The sequence below is a fragment of the Qipengyuania sp. CAU 1752 genome, assembly GCF_054482615.1.
Window position 1 is genome coordinate 1,683,710 of record NZ_JBTLRE010000001.1, and the last position, 17,379, is coordinate 1,701,088.

The following is a 17,379-nucleotide window of genomic DNA, read 5'->3' on the forward strand; positions in this document are numbered from 1 at the left end:
GGCTATGTCCGAGATCACTCCCGAGGTCGTCGAGTCGCACGGCCTGTCATCGCAAGAATACGAGACCATCCTTCACGCGCTGGGCCGCGAGCCCAACCTCGTGGAATTGGGGATTTTCTCGGTCATGTGGAGCGAGCATTGCTCCTACAAATCCTCGCGCATCCACCTCAAGAAGCTGCCGACCGAGGCGCCCTGGGTGATTTGCGGCCCGGGTGAGAACGCTGGCGTTATCGACATCGGTGATGGCCAGGCAGCCATTTTCAAGATGGAGAGCCACAACCACCCTAGCTATATCGAGCCGTACCAGGGCGCGGCGACTGGCGTTGGCGGCATCTTGCGCGATGTCTTCACTATGGGCGCACGGCCCGTGGCGAACGCCAATGCATTGCGCTTTGGCCGTCCTGAACATCCCAAGATGAAGCATCTTGTGCAGGGCGTGGTCGCGGGCATCGGCGGATATGGCAATTGCGTTGGCGTGCCGACCGTTTGCGGAGAAACCAACTTCCACCGCGCTTACGACGGGAACATCCTCGTCAACGCGATGACTGTGGGCGTCGCGGATGCGGACAAGATCTTTTATTCGGCCGCCACCGGCGTGGGCAACCCGATCGTCTATGTCGGCTCCAAGACCGGGCGCGACGGGATCCACGGCGCGACCATGGCCTCTACCGATTTCGCCGAGGACAGCGACGCCAAGCGTCCTACCGTCCAGGTGGGCGACCCCTTCACCGAAAAGCTGCTGATCGAGGCATGTCTCGAATTGATGGCAACCGATGCGATCGTGGCGATCCAGGACATGGGTGCAGCAGGCCTGACATCCTCCAGCGTGGAAATGGCCACCAACGGCAAGACCGGCATCCGGCTCGACATGAACATGGTGCCGTGCCGTGAAGATGGCATGACGCCCTATGAAATGATGCTGAGCGAGAGCCAGGAGCGGATGCTCATGGTGCTCAAGCCCGGCAAGGAAGCAATGGCCGAGAAAATCTTCCGCAAGTGGGAACTGGATTTCGCCGTTATCGGCGAAGTGACCGATACCCAGCGGATGGTGCTCGAATTCGATGGCAAAGAAGTGTGCGACATTCCGCTCGGCCCGCTTGCCGACGAGGCACCGCTGTACGAACGACCGACCCTTTCGAGCGAGGAGTACCAGGCCTGGGCCAAGGTCGCACCGCTCGGTGAAGTGCCGAAAAGCAACGATATCTGTGGCGACCTGCTCAAGCTGATAGCCACCCCCGACCTTGCGTCGCGGCGCTGGATTGCCGAGCAATATGACAGCCAGGTGGGCGCCGACACCCTTCAGACGGGCGGCGATGCTGGCGTCGTTCGGGTACACGGGACCAAGAAGGCGCTGGCAATCAGCACCGACTGCACCCCGCGCTATGTCTACGCCGACCCCTATGAAGGCGGCAAACAGGCCATTGCCGAGGCCTTTCGCAATTTGTGCGCTGTGGGTGCGCGACCACTGGCGGTGACCAACTGCCTCAATTTCGCCAATCCTCAGCGACCTGAAATCATGACCCAGTTCGTCGAGGCGCTCCGCGGCATGGGCGATGCCTGTCGCGCGCTCGACTTCCCCGTCGTGAGCGGCAATGTCTCGCTTTATAACGAGAGCAAGGCGACTGGCGGAGGCTCGGCCATCCTGCCGACACCAGCAATTGGAGGTGTCGGCCTGATCGACGATTACGATTACATGATGACGATGGGCTTCAAGGCGAAAGGCGAATTCATCGCTGCCATCGGCCCGCATTACCCGGACATGGGCCAGTCGCTGTGGCTGCGCGAATTGCATGGGCAGGAGGCGGGCGCCCCGCCGCGGGTCGATCTCGAAGACGAGAAGCTAAACGGAGCCATCATCCGCAAGCTCATCGCCGAGGGCAAGGTGACTGCGGTGCATGATATCAGCGACGGTGGCATTGCCGTGGCGCTTGCCGAAATGGCGCTGGCCGGCGGAATCGGCGCGACGGTGGACGCGATGACCAGCGAGTTCGCCTTCAATGAAAGCCAGGCACGCTATCTCGTGACCTATCGCAATGAAGCGGACCTCGACCGCGCCGAGGTGCCGTTCGAGAAGATCGGCACCGTGGGCGGTGACAGGCTCTCGATCGGCAGCAGCGCGGTATCGCTTGACGATCTGCGCGAAGCCCATGCCGGTTTCTTCCGCGAATGGATGGAAGCCTGATCAACGGCAGCGCGACGGCGATCTTGCAGCCCATGCTGCATTATGGCGGCCACATCGTTGTGCCCTTTGCAATCGCCTGGCTGTTATGGCGCGAGAACTGGCAGCGCGCCGGCCTCGTGATCCTGGCGGCCAATTTGATCGATCTCGACCATTTGCTGGCCAATCCCATCTTCGATCCCGGGCGGTGCAGCATCGGCTTCCACCCGCTGCACACGATCTATGCCGGTGGGTTCTACGTGCTATTGTTGGTCATCCCCAAGTGGTGGGCGCGTGCGCTGGCTGTCGGAGCGCTTTGGCACCTCGCCGTCGACTGGGGCGATTGTCTCATGCAGGAAGGACCATGGTGACCGCAGGATATTCCGATACGCCGCTGGCAAAGAAGCTCAATCTGCGTGACGGCCAGCGGTGCTGGTTCGAAGCCATGCCCGAAAGCATTCAGGACGAAATTGGCGAATATGCGCTCGAATTGACCTTTGTCGGAGATCCGGCGGAAGGTCTGGACGCAGCGCATATTTTCGTGACCGATGCGAAGGCTTTGGAGGAAAGGCTCGGCAGCCTTCGCCAGCAGATTGCCAGTGACGGGCAGGTCTGGGTCAGTTGGCCCAAGAAGGGGTCGGCCAGCGAAACAGAACTCGACCAGGACGAGGTCCAGCGTATCGGGCTTGCTGCCGGGTTCATTGATACCAAGAAATGCGCCGTGGACGATACCTGGTCGGCCCTCAAATTCGTGATTCCCAAAGCCGACCGCTAGGCGGCTTTCGGGGTCAGCAGGTCCTGGCCAAAGTGACCCTCTGCCTCGAGAATCTCCAAGCATTCGCGATAGACAACCGGCTGTCCGATGCCGAGCCGTTCGCGGGCCTTGTCAATATCTTCACGCATGACCTGCTCGACATCCATATGCGCCAGCTTCTGCGCCGCACGGCCGAGCTTGCGACCTTCCTTGACTGCAGCATAGAGCGGCGCACGGGTGCCGGTGGCCTTGCGGATCTCGCGCGCGCCGGCATAGGCAATGAACAGGATCCCCGGGTTGTGGTTCTGTTCGTAGCTGAAACCGAGCAGCGCCTGTTCGCCAAGAGCATCGCGGCCATAGCCGGTCAGTACGTGGAACAGGTCATGCGTGTCGCGGAGCCGCTCGAAATACCATTCGGTCAAATCCGTTAGGCGCTTCTCAGGCGGTAACCAGCGATGTGATTCCGCCACCAGGCCGGCAGCTGAAAGTCCCTCGCGCTTCATGAACCGGATATAGTTCTGCGCGACGCTGTTCGGCCCGCAATCTGCCCAGCGATCGTGATCGTCGAGAACGGTGGGAATATCGACCGCTTCCCCGAGCAAGCGCTGTCCTTCCGGCGACTGGATGAATTTCCACGCCTCGCGGTGGCTCTTGCGGCTCTTGGTCGCTTCGATGATGTGGAATACCTGCGCGGTGTCTTCCTTGTCGGCCACCAGCTTGCGGAAATGGCGCCACGCCTTGAGCGGCCGAAAGCGGATGGTCTGCCGGTCGGGATGCACAAGGGGTCGGTGAGCGAGCATGCCGAGAGGATGCTCTCTACTTACATCGATGTCAATATGACTGCTTAGCGTTGCTTTTCATCGACCCTCTACCAAGGCATAGCTACGCGAATGAACCAGCCTGACACGATTCCCTACGCCCTTCCTGACCTTTCTGACTCCGAGCGCATCGCCCGCGCGACCGCCATGCGCGAAAAGCTTTCTACCCGCCGGAGCTGTCGCTATTTTTCCGATACGCCGGTCCCGCGCGAAATTATCGAACAGGCCATTCTGGCTGCTGGCGGCGCGCCCAACGGAGCAAATCACCAGCCTTGGCATTTCGCGGTCGTATCCTCGCCCGAGAAAAAGCGCGCGATACGCCAAGCTGCCGAGGAGGAGGAGCGCCGCTTCTATGGGGCGGACGGAGACCGGCCCAAAGCGAGCGAGGACTGGCTCGCCGCACTGGCGCCGATCGGAACCGACGAGGACAAACCGTTTCTCGAAGAAGCGCCGTGGCTGATCGTGGTGTTCGCCCAACGCAAGGGTGGGTTCGAGGAAGATGGCACAACCCAGAACTACTACGTCAATGAAAGCGTCGGCATCGCCTGCGGAATGCTGCTCGCAACCCTGCACGGAGCAGGCATCGCCACGCTCACCCATACCCCGTCCCCGATGGGTTTCCTGCGCCAATTATGTGGCCGCCCGGACCACGAGAAACCATTGATGATCGTAGTGGCCGGGATTCCGGCAGATGATGCGCGCGTCCCTGTCCACGCGCTGCGCAAGAAGCCGCTTAGCCAGATCGCGAGCTGGCTCTAGGCCGCAGCGCCGCCCTTGCCGAGTAGGTCGTAGGGATCAACCCCCTGCGCCTGCCAGATAGCATGGGCGCGATGATATTCGGTTGGTTCACCAATATTCATCAAGGCGCGCGCTTCACTCAATTGCATAGCGAGCAATTGCCTGATCGGCATTTCGCAAAGCGTAGGCGCGCATGACCCCATCCGTTGCGCCTGCCGGACGGCGCGAAGCACTGGCGCCGAAGATTTGGTACCCATGCGCACGTTGAGCGCACCGAGATATGCGATGAAGAGGTGCGCAATGCCCCCGTTTTGGCCATAGGTGAACGCCAGCACGCACTGTTCGCCCAGTGCATCCCGGCCGTATCCGGTAAGGACGTGCAACAGGTCATGCGTATCGCGCCGACGACAGGCATACCAATCGACCAAATCGCCATAAGCTGGCCGGTCTGGCCATGCGCGCTCGCCCTCTTCGACCAGGCCAGCGGCGGTCAGTCCCTCGGCTTCCATGAAATCACAATATTCCTGCGCTACCGAGCCCACGGGAAATTCGCGCAAGGCTTCGTGGTCGTCGAGGATGTCGGGGAGAAACGGTTCGCTTTCGCGGATCCGTTCGCCCTGGCGGCTCAATGAAAAAGCGCGCGCCTTGGGAAGGAACTCTTTCGACGGCAGTGCTTCGAAGATCTTGAAGACATGCGACGTGTCTTCCTTGTCTTTCAGCAATTCACGAAAATGCCGGAAGGCGGCACGAATATCACGCCGGGGCTGCGGCCTGTCGGGATGACGGAAAAGCATGCCGTCGCACCCGATATCGACCTGCATTTCTGGCGGAAAGGCGCGGATGGTATCGTTCATGCAAACCTACTTCGATGGAGTTTCAAAGCATTGTAGTACTGACATCGATGTCAACATAGGATGAATGCGCCAAACAGCATCCGGGTTCCGCTCACTCCTATCTTGAAATACCCAGCAACGTCAGGATCGATGTCAGGTCACCACGGTCGATCCAGCAATTGGCCGCGGCTCGAGCCTTGGGCTTGGCACGATAGGCAATGCCATAGGTGGCCGCCTCGATCATCGGGATGTCGTTGGCGCCATCCCCGGCCGCTGCACTGGCAGTGCCTGCAGGAAGCCTCCCCAACTCCTCGTCGAGCACGGCTTTCTTTTTCGAGCTGTCGACTATTGGTCCGTCAAGCCCGCCGGTCAGCTTTCCCTCTGCGACGGCCAGGCGATTGCCCACGACAAGATCGAACCCGATTTGCTCAGCCACTGGATCGGCGAAATGGTGGAAACCACCAGTCACCAGCACAGTCCGGCATCCCACTGACTTCAGTGTCTCGACCAGTTCCTGTGCGCCGGGATTGGGGCTTATGCGCTCCGCCAAGCACTGACCGATGGCGGTCTCGGCCAATCCTTCGAGCAATCTGACCCGCTCGCGCAGCGCATTTTCGAAGTCGAGCTCGCCCTGCATGGCGCGCTCGGTGATCGCAGCAACCCTGTCCTTGAGCCCGGCGAAACCCGCCAGTTCGTCGATGCATTCCTGGCCAATCATGGTCGAATCCATGTCCGATACGAACAGTCCCGGCACGCGGATATCGTCCTGCGCAATCAAGCCGTCGCACCGCGGAAAGGCGCGCTCAATTGCAGCGCGTAGTACCCGGCGCTTGCTGCCCATGGTGCGCACTTCCACCAGCACGCCGTGTGCGACCGGTTCGGCCGACGCCTCGATGGGCATGCCTTCTGCGGACAGCGATCCCTTGAGTGTTTCGATATTGCTCAACAGTGCGTCGGCGTCTGCTATCAGGCGGGCAATGAGCAAGACAGATTCTCCGGTTGGCGGGCCGCTCGGGCTCATCGCAGGGCCGACCGCCAGCGGCAAGAGCGGATTGGCGCTCAGGCTGGCCGATGCCTTGGCGCAGCGCGACAAGAATGCCGTGATCGTCAATGCCGACAGTATGCAGGTCTATCGCGACATCCCGATCCTGTCGGCAGCTCCGGAGCCAGGCGACATGGCCCGGCATCCGCACAGGCTTTATCTCGCCTGGGATGGGAGCGAGACCTGCTCTGCCGCCGATTGGGCAATACGTGCAAAGGTCGAAATCGAAGCAGCCCATGCGGACGACGCGGTTCCAATCCTTGTCGGCGGTACGGGGCTCTACATGCGAACCTTGCTCGAAGGGATTGCCCCCATCCCTCCGATCGACCCGGATATTCGTGCCGAAGTGCGCGCACTGGACCAGACCGAAGCGCGCGCTGCGCTCGAAAGTGAAGATGCAGAAGCCGCCGCACGCTTGGCTCCTGCTGATCGCGCACGGACAGCGCGGGCGCTGGAAATTGTCCGCTCGACGGGTCGGACGCAGAGCCATTGGCAGGCGCGCAAGGAAGGCGGAATAGGTGAAGAGGTCTCGCTTAACGCCGCCATTCTGCTGCCTGATCGCGAGTGGCTCTATGGCCGGTGTGAACAACGCTTCGAACTGATGCTTGAAGCAGGGGCGGTGGCCGAGGTCGAAGCCCTGCTTGCGCGGAATCTTGATACTTCGCTGCCGGTCATGCGCGCCATCGGCGTAGCCGAAATCGCGTCCTGGATCGATGGTTCGATTACCCGCCAAGACATGACCGCTGCAGGTAAGCAGGCCACCCGCAACTATGCCAAGAGGCAGTATACCTGGTTCCGCAATCAGCCGCCCGCCAACTGGGTTCGGTTTGAAAGCCAAAATTTCTCGATTGATAGTCTTCTTGAAGGAATATTACGCGAATAGCGTTTGACAGGACATAAACGGACTCCTACGAAGGGGGTGGACAATCCCCTCGGGCTCGACGTTTCTTTGTAAACGTCGGGCCCAATTTTTGACGGAGAACAACATGACGACCTCAGGCGAACGCAGCGGTGCGGCGATCCTCGTCGACTGTCTCGTGCGTGAGGGCGTGGAATTCGTATTCGGCTATCCTGGTGGGGCGGTCTTGCCGATTTATGACACGCTGTTCGACGATAACCGCATCCGCCACATCCTCGTCCGTCATGAAGCCGGCGCGGCCCATGCGGCCGAAGGCTATGCCCGCAGCACTGGCAAACCCGGCGTGGTACTGGTGACCAGTGGGCCCGGCGCGACCAATGCGGTTACCGGTATTGCCGATGCCTATATGGATTCAATCCCGCTGGTGGTCATCACCGGGCAAGTGCCCACAGCGCTGATCGGCACCGATGCCTTTCAGGAAGCTGATACTGTCGGCATCACCCGTCACTGCACCAAGCACAATTACCTCGTGAAGGATCCAAACAAGCTCGCCGCAACCATCACCGAGGCGTTTCGCATTGCCACCAGTGGCCGACCGGGACCGGTGCTGGTTGATATCCCCAAGGATGTGCAGATCGCGATGGCTGACGCCGATGCGGCTGCGAAGGCTGTGCCGTTGGCATCGACCCGCTACCAACCTCGGACTGTCGGCGATGCCGAGGAGATCGCCCAAGCGGTTGAAATGTTGGCATTGGCGAAAAGGCCGGTTTTCTATACCGGCGGCGGGGTCATCAATTCCGGTCCGCAGGCAAGTGAGGCGTTGCGCCAGTTGCAATCGCTGACCGGCGCTCCGCTGACTTCCACACTGATGGGTTTGGGCGCCTTTCCGGCCGATCATCCCGACTGGCTGGGAATGCTCGGCATGCATGGCACCTTCGAAGCCAACATGACGATGAACAAGGCCGATTTGATCGTTGCCGTCGGCTCGCGTTTCGATGATCGCGTGACCGGTCGACTCGATGCCTTTGCGCCTGATGCCAAGAAGATCCACATCGATATCGACCGCGCGCAGATCAACAAGGTGGTGCCGGTCGACCTCGGCATAGTCGGGGATTGCGGCACGGTACTGGAACAGATGATCGCCGCGTGGGGTGATCGAAAGGCCCAGGACATGGGCGAATGGAAGGCGCGCATCACCGGTTGGCGCGCACGCGAAAGCCTCGCCTATCCCGAAAAGACCAACGATCTGATGCCGCAAAAAGCCGTTGAACGGTTGTATGAACTGACCAAGGACCGCGACCCGATCATCACCACCGAGGTCGGCCAACACCAGATGTGGGCGGCGCAGTATTTCCATTTCTTCGCGCCCAACAAATGGCTGACCAGCGGAGGCCTCGGCACGATGGGTTATGGCCTTCCCGCCGCAATCGGCGCGCAACTCGGCAATCCCGGTGCGCTGGTGATCGACATTGCCGGTGAAGCTTCGATCCAGATGAATATCCAGGAGCTCGGCACCGCCAGCCAGTACCGCCTGCCAGTCAAGATATTCATCCTCAACAACGAGTATATGGGCATGGTGCGCCAGTGGCAGGAGCTGACATACGCCAGTCGCTACTCAAACAGCTATTCCGACAGTCTTCCCGATTTCGTGAAGCTGGCAGAAAGCTACGGTTGGACCGGCATCAGGATCGACGACGAAGCGGGGCTCGATGCCGGGATTAAAGCGATGCTGGCCGCAGACGGGCCGGTCGTGGTCGATTGCCGCGTCTCCAAGGATGCCAATTGCTTCCCGATGATCCCCAGCGGCGCGGCGCATACCGAAATGCTGCTTTATGGCGATACCGTGGAAGGCACGATGGACGACGAAGCCAAGGCACTGGTGTAGGAACCCCGCCATGAAAATCACCCAAGCCGATGCCGAGCGCCACGTATTGGCCATAACGGTTGATAACGAGCCGGGTATCCTGGCCAAGATCACCGGCCTGTTCACCGCGCGCGGCTATAATATCGACAGCCTCACAGTCGCCGATATCACCGAAGACCATGCCGTTAGCCGGATCACCGTCGTTACCAACGGTCCCCCAGCGATCATCGACCAGATCCATGCCCAACTCGAACGACTTGTGCCGGTTCACCGCGTCGTCGATCTGACCGAGGCTGGTCCCCATGTCGAACGCGAACTGGCGCTGGTGAAGGTTTCGGGCACTGGCGAGAAACGGGTCGAGGCCCTGAGGCTGGCCGATATTTTTCGCGCCCGCCCGGTCGATACCACGACCGAGAGCTTTATTTTCGAGATTACTGGCCCACCCGACAAGGTCGAGAGCTTCGTTGCACTGATGCGCGAACTCGGACTGGTCGAAGTTGGCCGGACAGGCATTGTCGGCATGATGCGTGGTGCCGAAGCGGTTTAAATACAAAGGGTTAATGATGAAAGTTTACTACGACGCCGATGCTGATCTGGGCCTGATCAAGGACAAGAAGATTGCCGTGCTCGGCTATGGCAGCCAGGGCCACGCCCATGCTCAGAACCTGCGCGACAGCGGCATGCAAAATGTCGCCATTGCCCTTCGTGAAGGCTCGACCACGGCAAAGAAGGCTCAGGACGCGGGCTTCAAGGTGATGACCAATCGGGATGCGGCCGAGTGGGCCGATATCCTGATGGTATTGGCGCCCGATGAGCATCAGGCCGCCATCTGGGAAGACGATCTGGCAGGCCGTCTAAAGCCGGGCAGCGCACTCGCCTTTGCCCACGGGCTCAACATTCATTTCGGCCTGATCGAGCCGCCGGCCGATATCGACGTCATCATGATTGCGCCCAAGGGCCCTGGCCATACCGTGCGCGGCGAATACCAGAAGGGCGGCGGCGTGCCGTGCCTGATCGCGGTCCACCAAGACAATAGCGGCGCTGCGCACGATATCGCGCTCGCCTATGCCAGCGGCGTCGGCGGCGGCCGCAGCGGGATCATTGAGACCGATTTCAAGGAAGAGTGCGAGACCGACCTGTTCGGCGAACAGGCTGTCCTGTGCGGCGGGATCACCCACCTGATCCAGGCTGGCTTCGAGACTTTGACCGAAGCCGGTTACGCGCCCGAAATGGCCTATTTCGAATGCCTTCACGAAACCAAGCTGATCGTCGACCTGCTGTATGAAGGCGGCATCGCCAACATGCGTTACTCGATAAGCAACACGGCAGAATATGGGGATATCAAGACCGGGCCGCGCATCATCACTGATGAGACCAAGGCCGAAATGAAGCGCGTGCTCGCAGACATTCAGTCAGGCCGCTTCGTCAAGGACTTCGTGCTCGACAACCGCGCTGGCCAGCCTGAATTGAAAGCGAGCCGCAAAGCAGCCGAGGCCCACCCGATCGAGCAGACCGGCGCGCGCCTTCGCGGCATGATGCCGTGGATCGGCAAGAACAAGCTGGTGGACAAGGAACGCAACTGACCAGCGATTGGTGCTTGCGGCTCGACAAGTGTGTCGAGCCGCGCCAAACCGACCCGCAACGGGAAATCCACGCTTTAACATAATTGCCCTCGCCGCCTGCGCTGCAATCTGGGTGGCGCTGGTGCTCAACGCTGCGATCCGCGCGCGAGAAAACCCCAACAGTGGGCGCGAACCCATTGCCGCCCCGCAAGAGATCGCCCGGTTTGCCAAGCAGGCGTTGAACGATATGCAGGGTCGATCCTTTGCCTCGGGCAAGGAGCTGTGCGGCTTGCTGCTGGAAGACGAGACCGGCAGTCTCAGCGTATCGACGATATCCGAAGGCCGCGAGGCGGACTGTGATCTACCGTGGGTCCTGCCGCGCGGTAAATTTGCCGTGGCAACTTTCCACACCCACGGCACATTCAGCGAAGAATATGACAGCGAAGTGCCTTCAGTGCAGGATTTGCAGGCCGATATCGACGAGCAGATCGATGGTTTCGTCGCTACTCCGGGTGGACGGATCTGGTACACCGATTGGGAGACCAAGGTCGCCAGCCAGGCGTGTGGGGAGAAGTGCATAGCGCAGGATCCCGCCTACCGGCCCGACCGGCAAAACCCGCCTGCGCCCCGCTATACGCTGCGGGAACTGGAAGAGCGGCAAGGAAACTGGGAGTGAGACTTTCCGACTGCCACAATATCGAAGATTTCCGGCGGCTCGCAAAACGGCGCCTGCCCTGGCCGGTGTTCGACTATATTGACGGGGCAGCCGATGACGAGCTGACCAAGGCGCGTAATACCGATGCTTTTGCCCAGGCCGACCTCGTCCCGGACGTCCTCGCCGGGGTGGCAAAAATAGACACCGGCTGCACGATCATGGGGCGCCGCAGCGCGCTGCCGCTCATGCTCAGTCCAACTGCAGTCCAGCGCGCCTTTCACTGGCAGGGCGAGACCGCCGTGGCGAAGGCGGCGGAAAAGTTCGGCCTGTGGTTCGGCATTTCCAGCCTCGCGACACGCAGTATCGAGGAGATCGCCGCGCTGACCGATGGCCCCAAGCTGTTCCAGCTCTACGTTCACAAGGACACCGGCCTCAACGCATCGATGATCGAGCGCTGCCAGGATTCCGGTTACGATGCTTTGGCCCTGACCGTGGACACCATTGTTTCCGGCAAGCGCGAGCGGTGTCTACGCAGCGGTTTCACCACTCCCCCCCGTTTCACTCCCAGCGCCTTGTGGAGTTATGCCACGAGACCGCGCTGGACGCTCGACTACCTGCTCCGCGAGCGTTTTCGCCTCCCCAATCTCGATGGCCATGTCGGCGAAGGGTCGAGCCGCGCGGTCAGCATCGCGGATTATTTCAATACCATGCTCGACACAGCGATGGACTGGGACACGGCCGCGCAGATCCGGCAGGATTGGGGCGGAACCTTCTGCCTCAAGGGTGTGATGAGCGCTGCCGATGCCCGCCGTGCTGTGGAGATCGGGGCCGACGCCATCATGATCTCAAATCATGGCGGCAGGCAGCTCGACGGCAGCCGCGCGCCCTTCGATCAGTTGCGCGAGATTGTCGACGCGGTTGGCGGCGAAATCGAGATCATCTGCGATGGCGGGGTCCGGCGCGGCACGCATGTATTGAAGGCATTGAGCGCAGGCGCGACTGCGGCCAGCGGCGGGCGGTTGTATCTATATGCCTTGGCAGCAGCAGGTCAGCTTGGCGTGGAGAGGGCGCTTGGCATCTTGCAGGACGAGATCGAGCGCGGGATGCGGCTAATGGGCGTGACCTCTGTCGACCAGTTGACCTCGGATCGCCTGCGCTGGCGTTAACGCATCAGCGTGAAGCAGGACTGCAATTCCCGGGCGAACAAGTCCGGCTGCTCCCATGCGGCGAAGTGACCACCCCTGGGCAGCTCGTTCCAATAGACGATATCGGTATATCTGCGTCCGGCCCAATTACGTGACGCGGGAAGGATTTCCTTGGGAAAGGCGCTAACCCCGGTCGGCAGCGCAACCTTTCCTTCGCTCATTCGGGCAAAGCTTTCCCAGTAGAGCCGCGCCGCCGATGCGCCTGTCGCGGGCAGCCAATAGAGCATTATGTTGTCAAGGATGGCATCACGGTCGAGCGCGTCGAAAGGCGAGCCGTCATTGTCGGTCCAGGCCCACATCTTTTCGAGTATCCAGGCAGCCAGCCCAACCGGTGAATCAATCAGTCCATAACCGATTGTTTGAGGCCGCGTGCTCTGCTGCTTGGAATAGCCTGAATCCCAGTCCTGATAATACCGAAGTGCTTTCAAGGCGCGTACTTCCGTGGGAGAAGGATTGGCCAGGTCATCCGGCCCCGGTCGCCCGATCGGCATGTTGAGATGAATCCCCCGACACCCTGACGGTGCCTGCGCGCCAATCGCGGTGGTGACTGCCGCCCCCCAGTCGCCGCCTTGCGCAAGCCAGCTCTCGTAACCAAGCCGCTCCATCAGGATAGCCCAGACCTGCGCAATCTTCTCTACTCCCCAACCCGTCGTGTCCGGCTTGCCCGAGAATCCGAAACCCGGAAGCGAGGGGATCACCAGGTGAAACGCGGGGCCGTCTGCAGGCTCGGTCAGCAAGGGAATGACTTCGAAGAACTCGCGTACCGAGCCGGGCCAACCATGCGTCATAACCATGGGCATGGCATCGGATTGCGAAGACCGCACGTGCAGGAAATGGATGTCGAGCCCGTCGATCCGGGTCACATGCTGACCAAACCCGTTGAGCTTCGTTTCGCACACACGCCAATCGTATTCGTTGCGCCAATAAGAAACCAAGTCCCCAAGTACCGTCAGTTTTGTGCCCTGTGACCAGTCCCTCACCGGCTCCTTCTCCGGCCACCGCGCATCGTCTATCTTGCGATGCAGGCGATCCAGCTCCTCTTCCGGAACGTCGAGCGAGAAAGGCCGGATGGCGCTCACGCTTGCGAATCTCTGGCAGCCTTTTCGACCCGGTTACGATCGGCCAGCAAAATGGTGCTGGTGGCCTTGGCCAGCACAGTGCCGTCGGGCGACTTGAGGTGTCCCTCGTAGAAGCTTGTTCGCTTGCCGTGCCGTTCTACCCATCCCTCGGCAATCACCAGCCCAGGCCGCGCCGGCGCGAAGAAGCTGACCTTGAGTTCAAGCGACATCGGCGTGATCGTATCGCCGTTCTTGGCGATAGCAGCATGAGCCATGGCTGCATCGATCCAGCCCGAGATGAAGCCGCCTTGCACCACCCCGCCCGAGTGACACATGGCCGGTTTTGCCTCATATTCCAAAGTCGCCAACCCACGCGGATCGAGGCTGACAATCCGGACAAGCCCCATCGTCTCATAAAGCGGATGTTGTTTCTCGGGAGTTTCCGACATGGCCAACCTTTTCGCACTGAAAGATAATTGCCAGCGATGCCTGCGCAGCTTTGCCTTTACAACCCCTCGCGGCCCTCGCATAAGTCGGACATGGCTATGAAGCGCGCACTGCTCCTACGACTTACACGCCCTTGGGCGTGACTATCGGCGTGCCGGACTGAGCGCGCTGCAGCGTTCAAGGGGTTTTCCACCGTCCAGCCAGCAGTTTCCAGGCCGAAAACATGACCAGCCAACGCTCCATGCTCCGCGATCCGTCGCAGAAATACCGCCCCTTCCCGCAGATCGACCTGCCCGATCGGCAATGGCCGAGCCGGACGATTACACAGCCTCCTCGCTGGCTGAGCACCGACCTGCGCGATGGGAACCAGTCAATCATCGATCCGATGGATGCGCTGAAGAAGAATCGCTTCTTCGACCTGCTGGTTGAGATCGGCGCCAAGGAAATCGAAGTTGGCTTCCCCAGCGCCGGCGCGACCGAGTTCGACTTTATCCAGGGCCTCGTTCGCTCGGGCCGCATTCCCGACGATGTGACGGTCCAGGTCCTTACTCAAAGCCGCGAAGAGTTGATCCGGACGAGCTTCGAAAGCCTCGATGGCGCGCGCACAGCGATCGTTCACCTCTACAATGCGGTCAGCCCCGCGTGGCGCGAAATCGTATTCCGGATGACCCCGGCCGAAGTGGTCGATGTCGCCGTAAAGGGCGCGCAGGTCATGGCCGACGAGGCAGCAAAGCGGCCCGGCACCAATTGGCATTTCCAGTACTCGCCAGAAACATTTTCGACCGCCGAAATCGATTTCAGCATCGAGGTCTGTGCGGCCGTGATGGAGGTGCTTGCGCCGACCCCGGACAAGCCGATCATCCTCAACCTGCCGGCCACGGTCGAGGCGGCCACACCGAACATCTATGCCGACCAGATAGAATACTTTTGCCGCCACTTGCCGAACCGCGAGAGCGCTGTGATCAGCCTGCACACGCACAATGATCGTGGCACGGGTGTTGCGGCGGCGGAACTGGGGTTGATGGCGGGCGCCGACCGGGTCGAGGGCTGCCTGTTCGGCAATGGCGAGCGGACCGGCAATTGCTGCCTCGTGACCATGGCGCTCAATCTCTACACCCAGGGCATCGATCCAGGACTTGATTTTTCCGATATCGACCGGGTGATCGAGACCGTCGAATATTGCAACCAATTGCCGGTGCACCAGCGCCATCCCTACGGGGGTGAACTGGTTTATACCGCCTTCTCCGGCAGCCACCAGGACGCGATCAAGAAGGGCTTCTCGGCCCGCGAGACACAGAATGACCTGGGGTGGCGCGTGCCCTACCTGCCGATCGATCCGGCCGATCTGGGGCGCAGCTATGAAGCCGTGATAAGGGTCAATTCGCAAAGCGGGAAAGGCGGTTTTGCATGGGTGCTGGAGCAAGACCAGGGCCTCAAGCTCCCCAAGAAAATGCAGGCCGATTTCAGCCCTTACGTGCAGGCCATGGCTGACCGCCTGGGTCGCGAGCTCAACGCAGCCGACATCTGGCAGACATTCCGCACTGCCTATCACGTCCAAACCGACTCCCAACGGTTCCAACTCGTCGATTACGAGGAAAGCCGCGCGACTGACGGGACGCGGTTGTTCGCTGGGACCATCGCGGTCGATGGCGAGGAGCAAAGTGTCAGCGGGCGCGGCAACGGCCTGATCTCGAGTGTGATGGCAACATTGCGCGATGCCTTCGGGGTCAAGCTGGAAGTGGTCGACTATACCGAGCACGCGCTCGGGACCGGGACCGATGCACGCGCCGCCGCCTATCTCGAATGTTGCACGCCAGGGGGTCAGACGGTGTGGGGTTGCGGGATCGATGAAGACATCGCCACCGCCAGCGTCCGCGCCGTGCTGAGCGCAGCAAATGGCGCGATGGAAAAGACGGAGCGCGCGACCGCCGATTGAGGAACACCGCCAGCGCCTTCTCGTTTATCGGACAAGGAGGCATTCATGCTGTTGAAAAAGATCAAGACCCCGGGCCTGTCTCACTTGTCCTACCTGTTTGGTTCGGGAGGCAAGGCGGCCGTTATTGACCCGCGCCGTGATTGCGAAACTTATCTCGAGCAAGCCCGGGCGGAAGGCCTGGAAATCACCCATATCTTCGAGACGCACCGCAACGAGGACCTCGTTTCGGGCGCGCCAATCCTGGCCGAAATGACGGGTGCCAAGGTGCTGCATGGGCCGAACCCCGAAGGCGAAGTCGTCTATGCCCAGACCACCCGCGAAGGCGATTGCTTCGCCATCGGCCAGCTTGAAGTGCGCGTAATAGAAACGCCGGGTCACACGCATGATCACCTCGCCTTCGCCTTGTTTGATAGTGAATATCCGGAAAAGGCAGTGGGCGTATTCACCGGCGACGCGCTTTTCGTCGGCGATGTCGGGCGAACCGATTTCTACCCCGACCGCATGCGCGAGATGGCCGGTACGCTTTATGATTCCCTGCGCAAGATCCTCGATCTTGGAGACCAGGCGCTGATCTGGCCAGCGCATGGGGCCGGTTCAGTTTGCGGATCGGGCATGGCTGAAAGAGAGTTTTCAACTGTCGGTCATGAACGCCAGAACAATCCTCGCCTGCAGATCGAAAGCCGCGAAGAGTTCATCGACGCCAAGGTCTCCGAAAATCACTACCAACCACCCTATTTCCGCCTGATGGAGCGCCTGAACCTCGAAGGCGGGGAAGCAGCACCGCGGGTCATGCGCCCGCCCCGTCTCACGCTTGAAGAGATGCGCAAATGCGGGGCCGACCACCTGGTCGATATTCGCGAGCCCCTGGCGTTTGCGTCTGGCCACCTGCCTGGCGCGATGAACCTGCCGGTAGGAATGGTTCCTGCCTTTGCCGGGTGGTTCATCGGCGAGGGAGAGAGCATCGCCCTGGTCGCGTCAGAGGAAGATCAACTCGCAAAGGCCATGGAACACTTGGTGCGAATTGCTCTCGACAATATCGTGGGCGGGTATGTCGGCGTTGTGCCGGCTGCGGCGCAAGGTGTTGAGACGCGGGCGATTCCGATGGTCGATACCCCCTTGATCGAAAAGCGTTTGCAGGAAGGCGGTTCGGACTGGACGTTGCTCGACGTGCGCGACGCCGACGAACGCGCCAGCGCCGCGATTGACGGTTCGCGGCATGTCTACGTTGGCTGCCTCAACGAGGAGTGGAAGTCATTAGACAAGGACAGGCACTATACCCTCATGTGCGCGAGCGGGATGCGGGCGACTGTCGCCGCCGGTTGGCTAGCGAGCAAGGGATTTTCGAAACTGGACATTTATCTTGGCTCGATGGGGGCATGGAAGGCCGCACACAGCTAGCCCAACCTCCACCTGCCGACGCCTCCGCCATGTTCTTCCTTGTCAATCACTG

Annotated in this window: 17 protein-coding genes; 12 read left to right on the top strand and 5 right to left on the bottom strand. The window is 60.8% G+C overall.

The features are described from left to right. The first annotated feature begins 4 nt into the window (after window positions 1-4). The 3 genes from purL to ACXYL9_RS08240 are packed head-to-tail and all read left to right on the top strand — an operon-like array spanning window position 5 to window position 2,933. Window positions 5-2,182 (top strand): phosphoribosylformylglycinamidine synthase subunit PurL, encoded by a 2,178-nt coding sequence (gene purL / locus ACXYL9_RS08230; RefSeq protein WP_459039100.1) that lies wholly within the window; start codon window positions 5-7, stop codon window positions 2,180-2,182. Continuing rightward, window positions 2,167-2,529 carry a DUF6122 family protein gene (locus ACXYL9_RS08235; RefSeq protein WP_459039101.1) on the top strand — a complete coding sequence of 121 codons (363 nt, stop codon included), beginning with the start codon at window positions 2,167-2,169 and terminating at the stop codon, window positions 2,527-2,529. Before purL ends, ACXYL9_RS08235 begins: the two co-directional genes overlap by 16 nt. Further along, entirely contained in the window at window positions 2,523-2,933 is a 411-nt protein-coding gene (locus ACXYL9_RS08240; RefSeq protein ID WP_459039102.1) for a DUF3052 family protein, read from the top strand. The genes ACXYL9_RS08235 and ACXYL9_RS08240 overlap by 7 nt, the downstream gene beginning before the upstream one ends. Here ACXYL9_RS08240 and ACXYL9_RS08245 read toward each other — a convergent pair. Beyond that, the gene (locus tag ACXYL9_RS08245; RefSeq protein WP_459039103.1) at window positions 2,930-3,712 is read right to left on the bottom strand and encodes a Coq4 family protein; all 783 of its coding nucleotides are present in this window, start codon (window positions 3,710-3,712) and stop codon (window positions 2,930-2,932) included. The two genes, ACXYL9_RS08240 and ACXYL9_RS08245, sit on opposite strands and share 4 nt — an antisense overlap. A gap of 90 nt (window positions 3,713-3,802) precedes the next feature. On the opposite strand from ACXYL9_RS08245, the gene ACXYL9_RS08250 reads away from it, so the two are divergent. Then, window positions 3,803-4,489: a nitroreductase family protein gene (locus ACXYL9_RS08250; RefSeq protein WP_459039104.1), complete on the top strand. Its 687-nt coding sequence runs from the start codon at window positions 3,803-3,805 to the stop codon at window positions 4,487-4,489. Here ACXYL9_RS08250 and ACXYL9_RS08255 read toward each other — a convergent pair. Together ACXYL9_RS08255 and serB are read right to left on the bottom strand one after the other, a co-directional pair. After that, the gene (locus ACXYL9_RS08255) at window positions 4,486-5,322 is read right to left on the bottom strand and encodes a Coq4 family protein (RefSeq protein ID WP_459039105.1); all 837 of its coding nucleotides are present in this window, start codon (window positions 5,320-5,322) and stop codon (window positions 4,486-4,488) included. The two genes, ACXYL9_RS08250 and ACXYL9_RS08255, sit on opposite strands and share 4 nt — an antisense overlap. A gap of 97 nt (window positions 5,323-5,419) precedes the next feature. Then, entirely contained in the window at window positions 5,420-6,247 is an 828-nt protein-coding gene (gene serB / locus ACXYL9_RS08260; RefSeq protein WP_459039106.1) for a phosphoserine phosphatase SerB, read from the bottom strand. A gap of 31 nt (window positions 6,248-6,278) precedes the next feature. Here serB and miaA point away from each other — a divergent pair, with 31 nt between their 5' ends. The 6 genes from miaA (at window position 6,279) to ACXYL9_RS08290 (ending at window position 12,449) form a co-directional block, all read left to right on the top strand. After that, window positions 6,279-7,226, top strand: coding sequence for a tRNA (adenosine(37)-N6)-dimethylallyltransferase MiaA (miaA, locus tag ACXYL9_RS08265; protein ID WP_459039107.1), 948 nt, complete (start codon window positions 6,279-6,281; stop codon window positions 7,224-7,226). Between the two features lie 103 nt (window positions 7,227-7,329). After that, window positions 7,330-9,087 (top strand): biosynthetic-type acetolactate synthase large subunit, encoded by a 1,758-nt coding sequence (ilvB, locus tag ACXYL9_RS08270; protein WP_459039108.1) that lies wholly within the window; start codon window positions 7,330-7,332, stop codon window positions 9,085-9,087. A 10-nt stretch (window positions 9,088-9,097) separates the two neighbouring features. Further along, window positions 9,098-9,613: an acetolactate synthase small subunit gene (gene ilvN, locus ACXYL9_RS08275; RefSeq protein WP_459039109.1), complete on the top strand. Its 516-nt coding sequence runs from the start codon at window positions 9,098-9,100 to the stop codon at window positions 9,611-9,613. A gap of 16 nt (window positions 9,614-9,629) precedes the next feature. Further along, a complete protein-coding gene (ilvC, locus tag ACXYL9_RS08280) occupies window positions 9,630-10,649 on the top strand; it encodes a ketol-acid reductoisomerase (protein WP_459039878.1) in 1,020 nt (339 codons plus the stop codon). 121 nt (window positions 10,650-10,770) lie between these two features. After that, window positions 10,771-11,304 (top strand): DUF4329 domain-containing protein, encoded by a 534-nt coding sequence (locus ACXYL9_RS08285; RefSeq protein ID WP_459039110.1) that lies wholly within the window; start codon window positions 10,771-10,773, stop codon window positions 11,302-11,304. Further along, window positions 11,301-12,449: an alpha-hydroxy acid oxidase gene (locus ACXYL9_RS08290; protein ID WP_459039111.1), complete on the top strand. Its 1,149-nt coding sequence runs from the start codon at window positions 11,301-11,303 to the stop codon at window positions 12,447-12,449. The genes ACXYL9_RS08285 and ACXYL9_RS08290 overlap by 4 nt, the downstream gene beginning before the upstream one ends. On the opposite strand, the gene ACXYL9_RS08295 is transcribed toward ACXYL9_RS08290, so the two are convergent. Continuing rightward, window positions 12,446-13,567, bottom strand: a complete 1,122-nt coding sequence (locus ACXYL9_RS08295; protein WP_459039112.1) for an epoxide hydrolase family protein — start codon at window positions 13,565-13,567, stop codon at window positions 12,446-12,448. The two genes, ACXYL9_RS08290 and ACXYL9_RS08295, sit on opposite strands and share 4 nt — an antisense overlap. Then, a complete protein-coding gene (locus ACXYL9_RS08300; RefSeq protein ID WP_459039113.1) occupies window positions 13,564-13,995 on the bottom strand; it encodes a PaaI family thioesterase in 432 nt (143 codons plus the stop codon). Before ACXYL9_RS08300 ends, ACXYL9_RS08295 begins: the two co-directional genes overlap by 4 nt. A 239-nt stretch (window positions 13,996-14,234) precedes the next feature. On the opposite strand from ACXYL9_RS08300, the gene leuA reads away from it, so the two are divergent. Together leuA and ACXYL9_RS08310 are read left to right on the top strand one after the other, a co-directional pair. After that, window positions 14,235-15,929 carry a 2-isopropylmalate synthase gene (gene leuA, locus ACXYL9_RS08305; RefSeq protein ID WP_459039879.1) on the top strand — a complete coding sequence of 565 codons (1,695 nt, stop codon included), beginning with the start codon at window positions 14,235-14,237 and terminating at the stop codon, window positions 15,927-15,929. 45 nt (window positions 15,930-15,974) lie between these two features. After that, on the top strand, window positions 15,975-17,327 hold the full coding sequence (locus tag ACXYL9_RS08310; RefSeq protein WP_459039114.1) for an MBL fold metallo-hydrolase: 1,353 nt from the start codon (window positions 15,975-15,977) through the stop codon (window positions 17,325-17,327). The last annotated feature ends 52 nt before the right edge of the window (window positions 17,328-17,379 follow it).